Consider the following 17,362-nt stretch of genomic DNA (forward strand, 5'->3'; position numbering starts at 1 on the left):
CGGGTGGAAATTGGCCAGCAGGCCCGGCCCTCTCGCTCAGGGTCACCACCTGTAGCGAATAGGCTGGAATGGGTAACGCTTCAGGCCGTTTCGGGATAGCTGTACTCGAACACCCGAACCACCTCAGAGGCATGCCACGAGGCGGCCTCCATGCCATCGACCGGCCCGGTAAACCGCCCCAGGCGCTCGACACACTCAAAGAAGCCAGTACGCGGCAAACGGCTGGCGCCTTGGCTGATCACCAGCGAACTGCGTAATGGCTGCTCGGCACGGGCATCCAGCACCGCCAGGTATTCCAGCGCGGCAGTCAGCGTCTGCATGGCCGGGCTGGGCAACTGCAAGCGCTCGATCAGTGCGCGGTATGTCAACAGGTGACGTTGACGACGGGCCAGGTCAAGCTCACCCAGCAGGTTATCCCAGTGCTGACGGCTGATCCTGACCTGGCTCATGATGGCTCGCTCCAGCCAGCCACCCCCAGATGCCAGGCCAGGGCGCGGCGGATGGCAGCATCTGGCTGGCGCTCACCCGATTCGATCATGGCCAGATACGCCGGGCTCACCCCGACATTGCGCGCCAGTTGCTCAGGGGCAATGCCCTTGGCCTGGCGAATCTGGGCGACTTCGTTGAAGGCTGGCAGGGGGGCACTGGCAACAACGCCCTGCGCCTCACCGGAAACCGCCTCGGCAGGTGCCTGCCCTGCAGCCTTGAGCAACGCCTGGTATTGCTCCCAGGGAACGACGGCGTACTCGGGTTGACCGTCCCGGCTGATGACCTGAATACCCATTACAAACCCCTTTAAAAAGGATTACAGCATGTAATCCGTAGGCATAACCCTTATGCCAATTATATTACCAACTCCGAGGTCTGTGCAGTTGAGGTGATATTCAGGCCAGTTTGATTAGCTGTTGCGCTCCAGCCGCAGTGCTTCCGGGGTAGCCGGCAGGCGCTCGACCGCGCGCAGCCGTTCGGGTGCCTGGTTATCGCGCCAGGCCTTGAAACGCGCCAACTCGTCGGCCACGGTTTTCAGCACCCAGCCCAGCACCGCGATGTCATCGAGGAAACCCACCCCCAGCAACCAGTCCGGGATAGCATCGATGGGGCTGACGAAATACAGCAGACCAGCCACGACAGTGACCAGCGCCTTGGGGCTGATGGCGCGGTACTCACCCCTCCACCAGGCCAGGCACAGCGACTGCAGCAGCTTCACATCTTCACGCAGTTGTCCCAGGCGCGGGCCTTTGCGCGCCACCGCGAACAGCAAGGCCGGCAACCGCCCGCGGCTGAGCAGGCGCTCGGCCAAAGGCAGGAAACGAGCAAAATTCCAGGGTGCGCTCATGGAGCCTCCGAGAGGAAAAGGTTATCCACATTTATTGTGGATAACCTTGTGAACAGGGCGAGGTTTCCGACCCCAGGTGCCTGCCAGGCAAGGGGCCCAGTCAGATCGGGCGTTTTTTACACAGTCGTTTCACGCCATGGCTACCTGCGCCGCAAACGATTTGCGTCAGAAACATCCTACTTCTTCACGCTGCATTTCTTCGGACAGTATCAGCTGTTGCTGGTTCGTCCAATCGGCACAAACGAAAACGCCCCATCAATGTGGGGCGTTTTCGACAACCAGCCAATGTTACTTGGCAGGTGCTTCTTCAGGGGCTTCGGCTTGCGGCTCGGCGCCTTGCAACTGGGCCGGGTCCTTGATGGCGATCAGTTCCAGATCGAACACCAGTACCGAGTTGGCCGGGATCAGCGGGCTTGGGCTTTGTGCGCCATAGGCCAGTTCAGCCGGGATGAACAACTTGTACTTCTCGCCGACGTGCATCAGCTGCAAACCTTCGACCCAACCTGGGATCACACCGCTGACCGGCAGGTCGATCGGGCTGCCACGCTCGACGGAGCTGTCGAATACCTTGCCATCGATCAGCTTGCCTTCGTAGTGGACAGTGACCACGTCAGTCGGTTTGGGCTGCGGGCCGTCGGCCTTCTTGACCACTTCGTACTGCAGGCCCGAGGCAGTGGTAACCACGCCTGGCTTCTTGGCGTTTTCTTCGAGGAATTTCTTGCCGGCGGAGGCGGCTTCTTCGCTGGCCTTGGCCAGGCGCTCCTCGGCGCGTTTCTGCAATGCGGTGAAGGCCTCTACCAGCTCTTCGTCCTTGATGCGTTGTTCTTTCTTGCTAACGGCGTCTTCGATGCCGAGGGCGACTGCTTTCGAATCAAGGTCTTCCATGCCTTCCTGAGCCAGGCTCTTGCCCATGTTCAGGCCGATACCGTAGGAGGCTTTCTGCGCCGGAGTCTTCAGCTCGGGGCTGCTGGCTTGTTGATCGCAGCCAGCCAGTACCAGGCCTACCAGGGCAACCGCAGCCGCCAAACGATGCTGTTTCATGCTATTTCCTTGTTCATGCGCCATGAGGGCAATCAGGGTAAAGCCGCGAGCTTAGCAGGCGGCCATGACCAATGGCTACCGGCATAGGAGCGGGTTTTCGTAAGGAAGTTCAGTCGTTAAAAGCTTCTTCATCGAAGGCTTTACAGCCATTGGCCAGTATTGACCCTTTGTGCCGGGTTTGCCGGTTTTTTGTGGCCTTTTATTTCTGCGGGTTCTGAGGTCGGAAACACCAGGGCAGGCAGGCCACCGAAAACCTCAAGGATAACGCCCCTCCCGATATTCCCCCGCCACCTCCCGCAGCACCTCACCCACCCACTGCGCCGGCAAACTCATCGGCAAGGCGGCATTGCGGCAAATCCCCACCGACCCTCCCGGCTCACGCACACCCAGGTCAAGCTCGACCAGTTCGCCACGGCGCAGGTCGAGCAGCACAGCATCACGCGGCGCCACCCAGAGGCCATCGCTGCCCAGCAGGTAGCGCCGGCTCAGGGCCAGCGACAGGGTTTCCAGGCGCTGCGCCGGCATCTGGATGCCGCATTGCACGAACAGGCTGTCGGCGTGCTGGCGGATGGTGGTGCCGGCCGGCGGCAGCACCAGCGGATAACGCCCCACCTGCCCTCGCTCCACGGGCGTACTGGCCAGCAGCGGGTGACCCGGGCGCACCACCAGGCTCATCGACTCGCTGTACAGGTGCTCGAACGACAACCCCTGGATTTGCGGACTGTCGGTCATGCGCCCCACCACCAGTTCCAGCTCCCCCAGGTGAAGCTGGCCAAGCAACTGCGCGCTGACCCCGGTGACCACGCTGATCACCAGCGCTTCATGGCGCTGATGCAGGCGGCACAGTACCTCGGGCATGAGCAGGCCTTCGACCGTGGACAGCACGCCAATGCGCACCTGCGACGGCGCCCGCGCTTCACCGCGCAGGCTGCTGACGCCATCGCGCAGCGCCTGCACACTGGGCCCGGCGTAACGCATGAAGCGGGTGCCGGCTGGGGTCAGCTCGACACCTTGGCGGCTACGCTCGAACAGGCGCGCCTCGAGCAGGTCCTCAAGCTCCTTGAGGGTCTTGGAAATCGCCGGCTGGCTGATCGACAGGATATCGGCCGCCCTGGCCAGGCTGCCCTGCCGGGCAATCTCCAGGAAGCACAGCAAGTGGCGGTATTTGATGCGGGTGTCGAGATTCATGGCAGCAAGCTTACCGCATCGCTACCTGCGGCGTATCCGGATCACGTTGCTGGCGGCGGAACTGGCCAGGTGGCAGGCCGTGGATCTGGCGGAAACGTCGAGAGAAGTAGGCCTCGTCCGCAAAGCCACAAAGCCGCGCCACCTCGCCCACTGGGCGGCTGCCGTTGAGCAGGTAGTTGCGAGCGGCGTGCATGCGCCGCTCCAGCACCAGCTCGCTGAAGGTCTTGCCGATTTCCTTGCGCAGCCAGTGGGTCAGGTAGGTCGGCGACAGGTAGGTGGCGGCGGCGACTTTCTGCAGGTTCAGATCGGGGTCGTCGATATGCCGGCGCAGGTAGTCGCTCATGCGGCCCAGCGCGGCGCGGCGGCTGAGCTGGGCCGCGTTGCTGTCGGCCAGTTCGCGCAGCGGCTCGGCATACAGGCCACAGACCTGGCCGATCAGTTGCAGCAACAGGCCTTTGAGGATTTCGCGGGTGCCGAAACGGCGGTTGGCATCCAGCGCACGCATGCGCTCGAGGGTTTGTCGTACCTCGGCAAAGTCCGGGTCACTCAGGTGGAAGTCGAGATGCTCCTGAAAGCGGAACGGTGACAGCTCCGGCGCCTGCAGGATCGACACTTCCTCCAGGTCCATTGGGTCGCAGGCCAGGTGCGGCAGCAGGAACGTCTGGGAGAAATTGATCACCACGAAGTCGCTGTCTGCCGGATGCGGTATTACATGCACCCGGTGCGGCAGGATGAAGGCCAGGGTGTTGCGTCTGAATGGGCGTTGCACGCTGCCGATGTGTTGCACCGTGTCGCCGCCGAGATTGACCTGGATCTGGAAGTACTCATGACGATGCGGCGCGGTCTCGGCGGGGCGACCGCGCTGGTCGCGGATGTAGAAATCCATCAGCTCGCTGCGCTGCTGCATGACATAGGTCGGAACCTCGCGCTTGGGGGGCATGGGCAATCTCCGGGATACGGGCGCTTTAAGTTGTACGATGTCTAAACTCTGCAATTTAACCCCTTATGCAAAAACCTGCGCAACCGAGAATCCACGCAGCCCTCTGAGAATGCGCTATTCAGCCAATATTTCGGGCGAAACCCTGGCTGATAAATTTCTTGGACAGCACAGCACTGCCCCGCCTCCAATGAAAAAAACGGTCTAAATACCCCGTTGCATTCGCCGCGTTGTACGACCACCTTAGAAAAGGGACTGCAGCCCAACCTCTACCAACAACAACAAACGAGGTCGACTCATGTCGAGCACGCCTACCCCCCGCGCCGCGTCGTCGTACACGCTGGACGCGGCCCCCGCCCAGCGCCTGCCTACCCGCCGCCGCTGGTTCATGCTGTCGCTGCTGCTGGTGGCGACCATCATCAACTACGTCGACCGGGTGAACATTTCCATCGCAGCGCCGTTCATGGCCAAAGACCTGGGCCTGGACAAGGTCGAGATGGGCCTGATTTTCTCCGCATTCGCCTGGACCTACGCGTTGGCCCTGGTACCGGCTGGCTTCATTGCCGACCGCTTCGGCTCGCGCCTGACCTATGGCGTGTCGCTGATCAGCTGGTCGGCGGTCACCGTGGCCCAGGGCCTGGCCAGCGGCTTCGCCTCACTGTTCGGCCTGCGCCTGGCGGTCGGCGCCATGGAGGCCCCGGCCTTCCCGGCCAACAGCCGTGCGGTTACGGTATGGTTCCCCGCCCGCGAGCGCGGCATGGCCAGCAGCATCTACGTATGTGGCCAGTACCTGGGCACCGCGCTGTTCACCGGTGCGCTGCTGTGGCTGGCGACCACCTATGACTGGCGCCACGTGTTCTACAGCACCGGTCTGGTCGGCATCCTGTTCGGCGTCGTGTGGCTGGTGCTGTACCGCGACCCGCTGAACTGCAAGAAGGTAAGCAAGGAAGAACTGGCCTACATCGAGAACGGCGGTGGCCTGGTGAAGAGCAGCCAGGAACGTACGCGCTTCGACTGGCGCCAGGTTGCCGAACTGTTCCGCTATCGCCAGGTCTGGGCGATCTGCCTGGGCAAGTTCGCCAGCACCTCGGCACTGTACTTCTTCCTTACCTGGTTCCCCACTTACCTGATCGAAGAACGCCAGCTGACGCTGATCAAGGTCGGCATCTTCGCGGTCATGCCGTTCATTGGTGCCACGGTCGGCATCCTCCTGGCGGGCATCGTCTCTGACCTGCTGATACGCAAGGGCTACTCGCTGTCGTTTGCCCGCAAGCTGCCGCTGGTGGTGGGCTCGATGCTGGGGATGTCAATCGTGCTGGTGAACTTCACCGACTCCAATGTGCTGTGCATCGCCGTGCTGACCCTGGCGTTCTTTGCCCAGGGCATAGCCTCGTCGTCGTGGGCTGCCGTGTCGGAAGTGGCGCCAAAAGAGCTGATCGGCCTGACCGGCGGCATTACCAGCCTGGCGGCGAACATCGGCGGCATCGTCACACCGATCGTGATCGGCGCGATCGTGCACGCCAGTGGCTCGTTCGCCATGGCGTTCTGGTTCATCGGTGGGGTGGCGTTGATGGGCACACTGTCTTACTCGCTGCTGCTTGGGAAGCTGTATCGCATCGAGCTGAAGACTGCGGGCTGAGCCTGGGAGTGTATTGACGCTACGGGCCTCTTCGCGGCTAAAGCCGCTCCTACGGGGGGACGGTATTGCCCCTGGGTTTGACGCTATCCCTGTAGGAGCGGCTTTAGCCGCGAAAGGTCCGGTACAGGTGCCTTGGATAGTCCAACCCAACCCCGTTTTCGTCCAACTTTGCCGGCCAGCCGCTGGATACGCTGTCCACTCCAGTACGGAGGATCCACCCATGACCTACCTGTTCAACCCGCCGGCCATCGTCAGCCTGCCGATCCGCGGCAGCGATGCGCGCTTCCCGGTCGGCCGGGTGTTCTGCCTCGGCCGCAACTATCCATGGCCGGAATCCTACGGCGCGGCGCCGCAGGAGCCTGTGTTTTTCATGAAACCGGCAAGCAACGTGGTCGAGGCACTGGGCGAACTGCCCTTCCCGCCGCAGACCGACGAGTTCTGCCATGAAATCGAGCTGGTCGCGGCCATCGCCAAAGGCGGCGCCAACATCGCCAGCGAGCATGCCCTGGAGCACGTGTTCGGCTTTGCCGCCGGTCTAGACATGACCCGTCGCGATCACCAGCGCAAGGCCAAGGCCGAGGGCCTGCCGTGGGAAGCCGCCAAGGTGTTCGAGGCTTCGGCACCGATGACCGCCATCGTCCCCGCCAGCGAATGCGACTGGCCGCTGGACACGTCGCTATGGCTGCAGGTCAATGGCCAAGAGCGCCAACGGGCACACCTCAGCCAGCAGACCTGGGCATTGGCCGAAGTGATCAGCAGGCTGTCTCGCCAACTGCCACTGCGCCCGGGCGACCTGATCATGACCGGCAGCCCGCCCGGCGTGGCCCCGCTGAACCCGGGCGACACCCTTCACGCAGGCATCGATGGTATCGGCGAACTGCACCTGCACGTCGGCCCTCGCCCTGCCGGGCATACCGCCAACGCCGCCTGAACCTGTTGGAGCCTATCGATGAGCCAAAACAAGAAAGTCGCCCTGGTCACCGGTGCTGGCAGTGGCATCGGCCGTGCCGTCGCCCTCGCCCTGCTCGAGGACAACTTCAGCCTGGTCCTCGCCGGGCGCCGCGCCGAACCGCTACAAGCCGTCGTCGAGCAAGCGCTAGCAGCGGGCGGTGAGGCCTTGGCCGTTCCCACTGACGTGCGCGATGAGCAAAGCGTCGCGCACTTGTTCGCCACCATCGAGGAGGTGCATGGCCGCCTCGATGTGATGTTCAACAATGCCGGCATCAACGCCCCCGCTGTACCCGTCGACGAGCTGCCGTTGGAGAACTGGCGCAACGTCATCGCCACCAACGTCGATGGTGTATTCCTGTGCGCCCGCGCCGCCTTCGGCCTTATGCGCCGCCAGCAGCCGCAAGGCGGGCGGATCATCAACAACGGCTCGATCTCGGCGCACACCCCACGCCCGTTCACCGCACCTTACACCGCCAGCAAGCATGCGGTGCTGGGCCTGACCAAGGCGCTGGCGCTGGATGGTCGGCCTTACAACATCGTGTGCAGCCAGTTGGACATCGGCAACGCCCTGACCGAGTTGTCCGAGCGCATGACCCGGGGGGTGCGCCAGGCCAATGGCGAGATCGCCGCCGAGCCGATGCTCGACGTGCGGCATGTGGCCGATGCGGTGCGCTACATAGCAGCGCTGCCGCTCGACGCCAACGTACTGAACATGACCGTGATGGCCAGCAACATGCCATTCGTTGGCCGTGGCTGATCCCTGTTTATGATGGAGTGACCGATGAAACCAGAAGTCCTGCAACTGAGCCCTATCCTGATCCCGCAGATCCGTGAGCGCCTGGAACAGCTGTTCACCGTACACCGCTACTACGAACAGGCCGACAAGGAGGCCTACGTCAGCCAGCATGCAAGCAACATTCGCGGCGTGATTACCGGCGGCCACACCGGCATCAGCCAGGCGCTGATGGCGCGCCTGCCCAACCTCGAAGTGATCGCCGTCAATGGCGTCGGCACCGACGCGGTAGACCTGGCCTATGCCCGCGATCGCGCCATCCAGGTGACGGCGACCATCGGTGCGCTCACCGAGGACGTCGCCGATCTTGCCATCGGCCTGCTGATCGGCTTGTGCCGGGGTATCTGCACCGGTGACCGCTTCGTTCGCGCCGGCCGTTGGGCCACCAGCACCACGCCGCTGGCACCGCTGCCACTGGCCCGGCAGGTGTCGGGCATGCGCGTGGGCATCGTTGGCATGGGCCGGGTCGGCCGGGCGGTAGCACAGCGGGCGGCAGCCTTCGGTTGCCCGATCCGCTACACCGATCTACAGGCGCTGGATGTGCCCTACGGGTTCGAGGCAGATCTGCTGCAGTTGGCCGAGGACAGCGATGCGCTGATCCTCGCGGCGGCGGCTGACAAGGGCGAGGCGCTGATCAACCGCGACGTGCTGCGGGCGTTGGGCAGCGAGGGGTATCTGATCAATATCGCACGCGGCAAGCTGGTGGATGAGCCTGCGTTGATCGCCGCGCTGCAGGCTGGCGAGATCGCTGGCGCGGCGCTGGATGTGTTTGCCGATGAACCGCGAGCGCCCGAGGCGTTGTTCGAGCGTGAAGATGTGGTGCTGCAACCGCATCGCGCCAGTGCCACGGTACAGACACGCACGCGCATGGGCGAGATGGTGGTGGCCAGCCTGGTGGATGTGTTTGCCGGGCGCACGCCGCAGGGGTTGGTTATCTAGTCGGCTTGTGCTGGCCTCTTCGCGGGCAAGCCCGCTCCCACAGGTGCAGCGCCGTATTTGAAGGCGGTGCAGATTCCGTAGGAGCGGGCTTGCCCGCGAAGAGGCCGGCACAGGCAGCAAAGGGGTATCAGGCCACCGCCAGCTCCACCGCCTCACCCTTCATCCGTACCGGCCATACCCGCAACCGCTGCGCGCTATCCTCCAGGCACTCCCCGCTCAGCAGGCTGAAGTGCTGCTTGTAGAGCGGCGCGGCCACCACCAACTCACCTTGCACGCTGCCCACCAGCCCGCGGCCGATGATGTTGGCGCCGGAGCGCGGGTCGCGGTTTTCCACCGCGTACAGCGGCTGCGCCTGCCCCGGCAGGTAGAACAACGCCACCTGGGCCCCATCGACCCAAACCACGACCCCGGAGTCGGCCACCAGGTCTTGTGCCTGGCACACCGTCTGCCAGTTTTCCTGCGTGTTCACAGCAGCATTGGCCAGGTTCATCAGACAGCCTCCTCGACAGTTGGGATCAGGTGCAGTGGTGCAGCGGGCCGGCGTTGCTCGCGTTCGCGCACGAAGTGCACGTCCGGGTCGCCGCGTCGGTCGTTGACGAAGGTGCGGAAGCGCTTGAGCTTCTCCGGGTCGTTGAGGGCATTGGCCCATTCGCATTCATACTGGTCGACCACATGCTGCATCTGTGCTTCCAGCTCGCTGGCCAGGCCCAGGTTGTCGTCGATGATCACCTGCTTCAGGTAGTCCAGCCCGCCTTCCAGGTTTTCACGCCACACCGAGGTGCGCTGCAGCTTGTCGGCCGTGCGGATGTAGAACATCAGCACGCGGTCGATCAGGCGTACCAGGGTTTCGTCGTCCAGGTCGGTGGCGAACAGCTCGGCATGCCGTGGGCGCATACCGCCGTTGCCGCATACGTACAGGTTCCAGCCCTTGTCGGTGGCGATAACGCCGATGTCCTTGCTCTGCGCCTCGGCGCATTCACGGGTGCAACCCGATACCGCGAACTTGAGCTTGTGGGGGCTGCGCAGGCCCTTGTAGCGATCTTCCAGGCGCAGGGCCATGGCGACACTGTCCTGCACGCCATAACGGCACCAGGTACTGCCCACGCACGACTTCACCGTGCGGGTCGACTTGCCGTAGGCGTGGCCGGTTTCGAAACCGGCCTCGATCAGTTCGCCCCAGATCAGCGGCAGCTCGTGCAACTGGGCGCCGAACAGGTCGATGCGCTGGCCACCGGTGATCTTGGTGTACAGGTCGTATTTCTTGGCCACCTGGCCGATGACAATGAGCTTGTCGGGGGTTATTTCACCGCCGGGAATGCGCGGCACCACCGAATAGGTGCCGTTTTTCTGCATGTTGGCCATGAAGGTGTCGTTGGTGTCCTGCAGCGGCACCAGCGCCGGGTCCATGATCGGCTGGTTCCAGCACGAGGCGAGAATGTTGCCCACCGCCGGCTTGCAGATGTCACACCCCAGATGGCCCTTGCCATGGCGCTCGAGCAGTTCGCTGAAGGTGCGGATACCCTCCACCCGCACCAACCCGTACAACTCCTGCCGGGTGTAGGCAAAGTGCTCGCACAGGCTCTTGTCCACCGCCACGCCGCGGGCCGTCAGCTCGTGCTCGAAGACTTGCTTGAGCAGGGCCGCGCAACCACCGCAGCCGGTCGCGGCCTTGGTGCAGCCCTTGACCGCAGCGAGGTCGCTGCAGCCGCTGTCGATCGCGGCGCACACCGCCCCCTTGCTGACGTTGTGGCAGGAGCAGATGGTCGCACTGTCGGGCAGCGCATCGGCGCCCAGAGCCGGCGCACCACCGCCTTGCGGCAAGATGAGCGCTGCCGGGTCGGCCGGCAGGGCGATGCCGTTCTGGGCATACTGCAACAGGGTGTCGTAATAGCTGTTGTCGCCGACCAGCACCGCGCCGAGCACGTGCTTGCCGCTGGCATCCACCACCAAACGGCGGTAAGCGCTGTTGGCTTCATCGATGAAGCGATAGCTGCGCGCGCCCTGGGTGGCACCGTGGGCATCGCCGATCGAACCGACATCCACACCCAGCAGCTTGAGCTTGGTCGACATGTCGGCGCCCGTGAACGCCACCGCCGCCTCGCCCATCAGCAGCCCGGCCAGGTTGCGCGCCATGCTGTAGCCCGGGGCGACCAGGCCGAACACGCTGCCGTTCCACGAGGCGCACTCGCCGATGGCGAAGATGCGTGGGTCGCTGCTGCGGCAGTGGTTGTCGATGACCACGCCACCGCGCGCCGCAATGTCCAGACCGCAGCCCCGGCCCAGTGCATCCTGTGGGCGGATTCCGGCGGAGAACACGATCAGGTCGGTTTCCAGGTGCTCACCGCCGTCGAAGTTCATGCGGTAGCGGTAGGTTTCACCGGTACTGACCGACTGGGTGGCGCACGACAGGTGCACCCCCACACCCAGCGCTTCGATCTGCGCCTTCAACGCGGCACCGCCCTCGCCGTCTAGCTGTACCGGCATCAGCCGTGGGGCGAATTCCACCACGTGGGCCTCCAGCCCCAGCGACTTGAGGGCGTTGGCCGCTTCCAGACCAAGCAGGCCACCGCCGACCACCACCCCTCGGCGGGCACCGGCTGCGGCAGCACGAATGCCATCGAGGTCGTCCAGGGTGCGGTAGACCAGGCGGGCATTGCCGCTGGAGCCTTCGATTGGCGGCACGAAGGGGTAGGAGCCGGTGGCCAGCACCAGTTGGTCGTAGCCATAGCGACCTTCGGCAGTGACGACTTCGCGGCGCTCACGGTCGATCTCCAGCACAGCCTCACCCAGGTGCAGGAGCACGCCATTGGCGTCATAGAAATCGTGCTCACAAAGGGCCAGGGTTTCGGCACAGCTGCCGCCGAAGTATTCGGACAGGTGCACGCGGTCGTACGCGCGTTGGCGCTCTTCGCCGAATACCCGCACCTCGAAGCGCTGCAGGGCGCCGCGACTGACCAGTTGTTCGACGCAATGGTGGCCGACCATGCCGTTGCCGACGATGACCAGTCGCTCTCGTTGCCCGCTGCTCGCTGTTGCCTTCATAAGCCGATCCTCGATCAAAAAAAAAGCGCCTGGAGCCGAAGCTCCAGGCGCCTTTGCCTGTATTCATCACGGTAGGGGGCCCGGGTTGATCGCCGTTGATCAGTGGGCTTTGTTATATCCGAGGCTAAGCAGGGAGCGTGCCAATCGGGTTGTCTGGGATGCGTGGCTTGCCTGGGTTGCCTGTGTCGGCCTCTTCGCGGGTAAACCCGCTCCTACACTTGCGCTGGGCCCGCCCAGCCAATGCACATTCAAGGTGCACAACACCCCATCTTGGAGCACTTCAGTACACATCGCGCCGATAACGCCTGGCCTTGCTCAAGCCTTCGACAAAAGCCGCAGCCGCCGCCGCATCCATCCGGCCATGCTCGGCGACGATCACCCGCAACGCCGCATCCACATCCTTGGCCATGCGCTGGGCATCGCCACAGACATAGAAATACGCCCCCGCCTGCAGCCACTGCCACAGCTGCGCACCCTGCTCGAGCATGCGCTGCTGCACATAAATTTTCTCGGCCTGGTCCCGCGAGAACGCCGTGTCCAGCCGCAGGTGCCCCGCTGCTTGCCAGGCCTGCAACTGCTCCTGGTAATAGAAATCGGTCGCTGCGTACTGCTCGCCGAAGAACAGCCAGTTGTCGCCTTTTGCCCCCCGTGCCTCTCGCTCCTCGAGGAACGCACGAAACGGTGCAATGCCGGTACCAGGGCCCACCATGATCACCGGCACGTTGTCGTCCTCGGGCAAGCGAAAGTGCTTCGACACCTGCGGGAAGATCGCCACCTTCTGCACCTGCGCACGGTCGGCAAGGAAGCTTGAACACACGCCTTTGCGTTCGCCATAACGCACCGTCGATACCGTCAGATGCACCTGACCTGGGTGCGCCAGCGGGCTGGAGCTGATCGAATAGAGCCGCGGCTGCAATGGCTTGAGCAGTTCCAGCCAGCTGGCCAGCGACAATTGCTGAGGGAAGGCGCGCAGCACATCGACCAACTGCCGGCCCCACAGCCAGTCTTGCAGCTCGGCCTTGCATTCGGGCTGCAGCAAACGCTGCAGGTCAGGCGCATCGCTGGCAAATGCCTGCAGTTGCTGCGCAGTGACCTTGGCAATTTCCAGGTGTGTTTGCAGGGCTTCGGCCAATGGCATGGCGCAATGACCTTCAAGCTCGACCATCGCCTGGCCATCGAGCTGCATCAGCGTCAGCAGCTCTTCTACCAGGGCCGGGCAGTTGCGCGGCCATACGCCCAGGGCATCGCCGGCCGCATAACTGAAGCCGCTGCCGCTCAGGTCGAAGACCAGCTGGCGGGTTTCCTTGCTGGCGCCGGGGCCATTGAGCAGGCGGTTTTCCAGCACGGTGGCCATCCAGGGTTGCTGCTTGCTGAAGGCCGACACGGGTGCAGGTTCACTCGCCGATGGTGGCGCCGCGGCACTGCCCAGTGCAGGCAACAACGCTTCGAGCCAGCCGGCAAAGGCTTCGTCGAAGTCTGGCTCGCAGTCCACCCGTTGCAGTAGGCGCCGCCCTCCCAGCTCGGCCAGGCGCTGGTCGAGCTTGCGGCCAAAACCGCAGAACTGGTCGTAACTGGAGTCGCCCAGGGCCAGTACGGCATAGGGCAGCCCGTCACAGTGGGTGCCCTCCTCGCCCTGCAAGGCCTGCCAGAAGGCCGCGCCGCTGTCGGGCGCGTCGCCATCGCCAAAGGTGCTGGCGATCAACACCACACTGGCAGCGCCCTGCAACTGGCTTGGGCTGACCGCCTCCAGGCAACTGAGTTGCACGTTCAGACCGGCACCGCGCAGGCGCGCGGCACAGCGTTCGGCCAACTGCTCACCATTGCCGGTCTGCGAGGCCCACAGCACCTGATGCCATGGCGCGGTCCGTGCCGCACTGGGCGCAGTTGCAGGCTGGGCGAACAGCCCGGCCAGCAAACCGTCGACAAACAAACGACGACTGGCAGCCAACGGTGCACTTGCCGGCAGGCGGGGTACGCCCTCGGCGCGGGCCTGCTCCAGGCCCAGCAGGAAACCTTGCAGGTAATGGCGCTCTGCTTCGGCCAGCACCGGAACCGGCAGGGTGTGCAGGCCAAGCAGACGGGACAGGGTGGCGGTCGGCATGCGGACAGGCTCTACAGTGGCAGTGTTCAGATCAAGGGCGTCGATGCGCTCACCTGCGACCCGCTCCAGGGCTACGGCGCAGTGCTTGAAGGCAGGCTGCAGCGACAGCGGGTCGACCGCATCGCAGGTCGCGGCGTTGATCGCCAAGTGCTCGCCGATCAGGTCATTCCAGTGAAACGGCGCAAAGCAGTTGCCCGGCATGACCCGGTCACTGATGCGTGCCGGCAGCACGGCTTGACCCCGGCGCGAACGAACGGCCACCTGGTCCTTTTCAGCAACACCCAGCCGGGCAGCATCCTCGGGGTGAATCTCAAGGTAGGGGCCGGGCTCCAGCTTGTTCAGTGCCGGCACCTTGCCGGTCTTGGTCAACGTGTGCCATTGGTGCTGCACACGGCCAGTGTTCAGCACCATGGGGTAGTCATCGTCCGGCAATTCCGCTGCCGGCAACCAGGGCCGGGCGAAGAAACGCGCCTTGCCACTGGCGGTGGGAAAGGCGAGTGCCGGCCGCCCTCCCCGGGCATCGAGCAGTAGCGCCTGGCTGCTGCCGTCGTTGAGGTAGCGCAGCGGGCTGCGCTGCTGTTGGCTGCCCGGCGCACAGGGCCACTGGCGCGGCTGCGTACGCAATTCGGCATAGCCGATACCGCGCAGGTCATAACCGGTTGAGGGGTTGTGGAAGCGGCGTATTTCCTCATACACCGCTTCGGCATTGGGGTAGTCGAAGGCGTCGGCATAGCCCATGGCACACGCCACGCGGGCAATGATCTGCCAGTCCGGCAAACTTTGCCCGGGCGGCTCGACAGCGCGGGGCATCAGGGTCAGGTTGCGCTCGCTGTTGATCATCACGCCCTCGCCTTCGGCCCACAGCGCGGCCGGCAGCAGGATGTCGGCGTGGCGATTGGTTTCGGTGTCGAGGAAGGCGTCCTGGGTAATGACCAGTTCGGCCTTGCGCAGGCCGTCGATCACTTGCTGGCGGTTGGCGACACTGGCCACCGGGTTGCTGCAGATGACCCAGCAGGCTTTCACTTCACCGGTTTTCATCTGCCCGAACAGGGCCACCGTACCCTCGCCGCCCTCGCTGCGCAGGCTGCCGGGTGGCAGTTGCCACTGTCGTTCGACGAACGCGCGGTCATCTTCCACCAACGCTGAGCGCTGGCCTGGCAAGCCGGGGCCCATGTAGCCCATGTCGCGGCCGCCCATGGCATTGGGCTGGCCGGTCAGCGAGAACGGGCCGCTACCGGGGCGGCAGATGGCACCCGTGGCCAAGTGCAGGTTACAGATGGCGTTGCTGTGCCAGGTGCCGTGAATGCTCTGGTTCAAGCCCATGGTCCAGCAGCTCATCCAGTTGTTGGCGCTGCCGATCCATTCGGCGGCCTTGATGATATCGGCCTCGGCCAGGCCGGTGATGGCGGCTACACGCTCGGGCGTGTAGTCGTCGAGGAAGGTCGGCAGTTCGTCCCAGCCTTCGGTGTGGCGGGCAATGAAATCGGGGTTGGTGTGGCCGTTGCGATGCAGCAGGTGCAAAAGGCCGTTGAGCAAGGCCATGTCACTGCCGGGGCGCACCTGCAGAAACAGGTCGGCCTTGTCGGCGGTTGCGCTGCGCCGCGGGTCGACGACGATCAGCCTGGCGCCGGCCTTGACCCGGTCAAGCAGGCGCAGGAACAGGATCGGGTGGCAGTCGGCCATGTTGGCGCCGATCACCAGAAATACGTCGGCGTGCTCGAAGTCCTGGTAACTGCCAGGTGGGCCATCGGCGCCAAGCGAAAGCTTGTAGCCACTGCTGGCGCTGGCCATGCACAGGCGCGAGTTGGACTCGATGTGGCGCGTACGGATAAAGCCCTTGGCCAGCTTGTTGGCCAGGTACTGGGCCTCCAGCGACATTTGCCCGGACACGTACAGCGCCACGGCATCCGGGCCGTGCTGGTCGATGATGCCGCGCAGACGCTCGGCGGTGGCAGCGATGGCCTGATCCATGCTGGTGCGCACTGGCGGCTGGCTGCGTTGCTGGCGCAGGTAGGCGTCGGTCATGCGCCCGCTGGCACTCAGTGGCAGGTGTGCGGTGAGGCCTTTGGTGCATAGGCGGCCAAAGTTGCTCGGGTGCAGCTTGTCGCCGCTGATCTTGCCGACCTTGCCATCGGCAACGCTCATGACGATGCCGCAGCCCACGCCGCAGTAGGGGCAGACGCTGCGTACTTCGCTGTTGGCCATGGGCGGGCTCCTGTGGAAAACGCAAAAAGGCGCCGGCTGCCCCGGCATGCTTATGCAAGCGGGACAACACGGCGCCTTTGTCGTGAAGTGGTGAGGGCTGTCGACGTTGACAGCCCGGGATGAGGGTAGATCAGCAATTTATGGGCCAGCTATACCGGCCCTTTCGCGGGCATGCCCGCTCCCACAGGGATATCGCAAGGCCTGAGAGCGGCGCCGTACCTGTGGGAGCGGGCGCGCCCGCGAAGAGGCCTGCACAGGTTACGCACCATGCGGTGGCAAGCCGGTACACGCTGGCGCTATGCTGGGGCAATTTCCAGCATGAGCAACTACCCTCCCCCCATGTCCCAGGTGATCCTCAAGACCCCCGCCCAACTCGACCTGATGCGCCGCGCCGACCAGTTACTGGCCCAGGTGTTCGCCGAACTCGACAGCTTCATCCGCCCCGGTGTGACCACGATGCAGATCAACGACCGCGCTGAGGCGTTCATCGTCGATACGCTCAAGGCACGGCCGGCAAGCAAAGGCCAGTACGGTTTCCCTTACTCGCTCAATACGTCGGTGGACCACGTGGTATGCCACGGCATCCCCAAGGTCGATGAGGTGCTCAAGGAAGGCGCGATCATCAACGTCGACATCACTCTGGAACAGGGCGGCTACATTGCCGATTCGTCGAAGATGTATGGCATCGGCAAGATCAGCGAAGAAGCCCGGCGATTGGTCGACACTACCTATGACGCGCTGTGGAAAGGCATCGAGCAGGTGCGCCCCGGAGCCACGCTGGGCGATATCGGCCATGCCGTGCAAGCCCATGCCGAGGCGGCGGGTTACAGCGTGGTGCGCGAGTATTGCGGGCACGGTATTGGCCAGCAGATGCATGAAGCGCCAGAGGTGCTGCACATTGGCCAACGTGGTATGGGCATGAAGCTGAAGCCGGGCATGGTGTTTACCATCGAGCCGATGATCAACCAGGGTGGGCGTGGGACGCGCACGCTGAAGGATGGCTGGACGGTGATTACCCGTGACCACAGCCTGTCGGCGCAGTGGGAGCATACCGTGGCGGTGACCGAGGACGGGTTTGAGGTGCTGACGCTGCGGGAAGAAGAGTGCCGCAGCTAGCCCCTTGTTGCAGAGGGGCGGAGACGATTGCATGAAGCAGAAATAAAAAAAGCGACCCTAAGGTCGCTTTCTTT

14 protein-coding genes are annotated in these 17,362 nt (G+C 64.0%); 5 read left to right on the forward strand and 9 right to left on the reverse strand.

The window, feature by feature from the left end; all coding sequences use genetic code 11:
• Positions 1–80: 80 nt before the first annotated feature.
• The 6 genes from ACF8RA_RS00810 to ACF8RA_RS00835 form a co-directional block, all read right to left on the reverse strand.
• Positions 81–449 (reverse strand): hypothetical protein, encoded by a 369-nt coding sequence (locus ACF8RA_RS00810; RefSeq protein ID WP_003252539.1) that lies wholly within the window; start codon positions 447–449, stop codon positions 81–83.
• A complete protein-coding gene (locus ACF8RA_RS00815) occupies positions 446–784 on the reverse strand; it encodes a helix-turn-helix transcriptional regulator (protein ID WP_176685014.1) in 339 nt (112 codons plus the stop codon). Before ACF8RA_RS00815 ends, ACF8RA_RS00810 begins: the two co-directional genes overlap by 4 nt.
• A gap of 114 nt (positions 785–898) precedes the next feature.
• Positions 899–1,336, reverse strand: a complete 438-nt coding sequence (locus tag ACF8RA_RS00820; protein WP_176685013.1) for a YkvA family protein — start codon at positions 1,334–1,336, stop codon at positions 899–901.
• A 288-nt stretch (positions 1,337–1,624) separates the two neighbouring features.
• A complete protein-coding gene (locus tag ACF8RA_RS00825; RefSeq protein WP_010952765.1) occupies positions 1,625–2,377 on the reverse strand; it encodes an FKBP-type peptidyl-prolyl cis-trans isomerase in 753 nt (250 codons plus the stop codon).
• 255 nt (positions 2,378–2,632) lie between these two features.
• Positions 2,633–3,565 (reverse strand): pca operon transcription factor PcaQ, encoded by a 933-nt coding sequence (gene pcaQ, locus ACF8RA_RS00830; RefSeq protein ID WP_209964107.1) that lies wholly within the window; start codon positions 3,563–3,565, stop codon positions 2,633–2,635.
• Between the two features lie 10 nt (positions 3,566–3,575).
• Positions 3,576–4,505: an AraC family transcriptional regulator gene (locus tag ACF8RA_RS00835; protein ID WP_020193344.1), complete on the reverse strand. Its 930-nt coding sequence runs from the start codon at positions 4,503–4,505 to the stop codon at positions 3,576–3,578.
• Between the two features lie 295 nt (positions 4,506–4,800).
• On the opposite strand from ACF8RA_RS00835, the gene ACF8RA_RS00840 reads away from it, so the two are divergent.
• The 4 genes from ACF8RA_RS00840 (at position 4,801) to ACF8RA_RS00855 (ending at position 8,824) form a co-directional block, all read left to right on the forward strand.
• The gene (locus tag ACF8RA_RS00840; protein ID WP_010952761.1) at positions 4,801–6,141 is read left to right on the forward strand and encodes an MFS transporter; all 1,341 of its coding nucleotides are present in this window, start codon (positions 4,801–4,803) and stop codon (positions 6,139–6,141) included.
• Between the two features lie 220 nt (positions 6,142–6,361).
• Positions 6,362–7,072 (forward strand): fumarylacetoacetate hydrolase family protein, encoded by a 711-nt coding sequence (locus ACF8RA_RS00845; RefSeq protein ID WP_392514408.1) that lies wholly within the window; start codon positions 6,362–6,364, stop codon positions 7,070–7,072.
• An 18-nt stretch (positions 7,073–7,090) separates the two neighbouring features.
• The gene (locus tag ACF8RA_RS00850) at positions 7,091–7,849 is read left to right on the forward strand and encodes an SDR family oxidoreductase (RefSeq protein WP_392514409.1); all 759 of its coding nucleotides are present in this window, start codon (positions 7,091–7,093) and stop codon (positions 7,847–7,849) included.
• A gap of 24 nt (positions 7,850–7,873) precedes the next feature.
• The gene (locus tag ACF8RA_RS00855; protein ID WP_392514410.1) at positions 7,874–8,824 is read left to right on the forward strand and encodes a 2-hydroxyacid dehydrogenase; all 951 of its coding nucleotides are present in this window, start codon (positions 7,874–7,876) and stop codon (positions 8,822–8,824) included.
• Between the two features lie 127 nt (positions 8,825–8,951).
• Here the strand turns inward: ACF8RA_RS00855 and nirD are convergent, their stop codons facing one another.
• From nirD to ACF8RA_RS00870, 3 genes are all read right to left on the reverse strand, one after another.
• The gene (gene nirD, locus ACF8RA_RS00860; RefSeq protein ID WP_392514411.1) at positions 8,952–9,314 is read right to left on the reverse strand and encodes a nitrite reductase small subunit NirD; all 363 of its coding nucleotides are present in this window, start codon (positions 9,312–9,314) and stop codon (positions 8,952–8,954) included.
• Positions 9,314–11,866 (reverse strand): nitrite reductase large subunit NirB, encoded by a 2,553-nt coding sequence (gene nirB / locus ACF8RA_RS00865; protein WP_392518681.1) that lies wholly within the window; start codon positions 11,864–11,866, stop codon positions 9,314–9,316. Before nirB ends, nirD begins: the two co-directional genes overlap by 1 nt.
• 280 nt (positions 11,867–12,146) lie before the next feature.
• Positions 12,147–16,172: a molybdopterin-dependent oxidoreductase gene (locus ACF8RA_RS00870; RefSeq protein WP_392518682.1), complete on the reverse strand. Its 4,026-nt coding sequence runs from the start codon at positions 16,170–16,172 to the stop codon at positions 12,147–12,149.
• A 318-nt stretch (positions 16,173–16,490) separates the two neighbouring features.
• On the opposite strand from ACF8RA_RS00870, the gene map reads away from it, so the two are divergent.
• Positions 16,491–17,288 carry a type I methionyl aminopeptidase gene (gene map, locus ACF8RA_RS00875; RefSeq protein WP_392518683.1) on the forward strand — a complete coding sequence of 266 codons (798 nt, stop codon included), beginning with the start codon at positions 16,491–16,493 and terminating at the stop codon, positions 17,286–17,288.
• The last annotated feature ends 74 nt before the right edge of the window (positions 17,289–17,362 follow it).

The organism is Pseudomonas sp. FYR_5, assembly GCF_043106315.1.
GTDB classification, from domain to species: domain Bacteria; phylum Pseudomonadota; class Gammaproteobacteria; order Pseudomonadales; family Pseudomonadaceae; genus Aquipseudomonas; species Aquipseudomonas putida_Y.